1 protein-coding gene is annotated in these 1035 nt (G+C 76.4%); it reads right to left on the reverse strand.

Features of this window, described 5'->3' with window-relative positions; genetic code table 11:
• Nucleotides 1-13: 13 nt before the first annotated feature.
• Nucleotides 14-1035 (reverse strand): ComEA family DNA-binding protein (locus CCN51_RS20510; RefSeq protein WP_107426020.1); only part of this gene is annotated, 1022 nt, incomplete at its 5' end.

The following is a 1035-nucleotide window of genomic DNA, read 5'->3' on the forward strand; positions in this document are numbered from 1 at the left end:
GCCTGCCGGGGTGTCATGGGCGGACCAGCGGGCGGAGGTCGGCGAATCGACGGTCGCCGATCCCGTTGACCTCGCGGAGTTCGTCGACGGAGCGGAAACCGCCGTGCTGGGTGCGGTAGTCGAGGATGTGCCGGGCCAGCACGGGGCCGACCCCGGGGAGGGTGTCCAGTTGGTCGACGGTGGCGGAGTTCAGGCTGACCGGCCCGGCGGGCGCCGGGCCCGCGCCGCCCGCGGCACCGCCCGACTCGGCCGTGACGGCGGGGCCGCTGCCGGTGGGGGGCAGTGCAGGGGGTGTGCCGACCACGATCTGCTCGCCGTCCGTCAGGACACGGGCCCGGTTCAGCCCGCTGAGATCCGCGCCCGGCCGGGTCCCTCCGGCCGCCTCCAGCGCGTCGGCGACCCTCGAACCCGAGCGCAGCCGGTGCACCCCCGGGTCGCGGACCTTGCCCGATACATCGACCACGACCGAACCCGACCCCGCTGTAGGCCTCGCCCCGGGCGACGGAGCCAGAGCCGAAGCCGGTTCGGAGGCCGCTGGGCGCGGCGGCTCCGGGGGCGGTGCCGCGACCGTCTGCGGTCGGCCGGTCAAGAAGTGGTACGCCGCGAACGCCGCCGCCACGAGCAGTGCGACGGCCAGCGCGGCCAGGGTCCGTAGTTCGATACCGCAGCGGAGCTGAAGCCACAGCGGCAGCCGCTCCTTCAGTGCCAGCCGCAGGCGGTCGCGGCGCGGCATGCCCGGGTTGTCTGTGGCTGCTTCCGCTTCGGCCGCTTCGGCCGCTTCGGCCTCGTTGGCTGCCTCGACCGGCTTGGTGTCGTTCGCCGCACCGGCACCCGTGCGTTCTTCGCTCGGCTCGTCCCGGGCGCCCGGGGGTGGTTGAGGGGTGGCGGCGGTGACTCGTGGTGCGCTGGGGAAGAGCGCCGTCGCTCGCGCGTGGCGGTGGTACGCGGCCGCCGCCGGGCGTGTGCCGACGCCGGGGCGGCGCCGGAGCAGATGGCGGCCCGGGCCGGAGGGCGGGCGGCGGTCGTGGCGGCGGG

Origin of the sequence: Streptomyces milbemycinicus (genome assembly GCF_002154605.1) — a bacterium.
GTDB lineage: Bacteria > Actinomycetota > Actinomycetes > Streptomycetales > Streptomycetaceae > Streptomyces > Streptomyces milbemycinicus.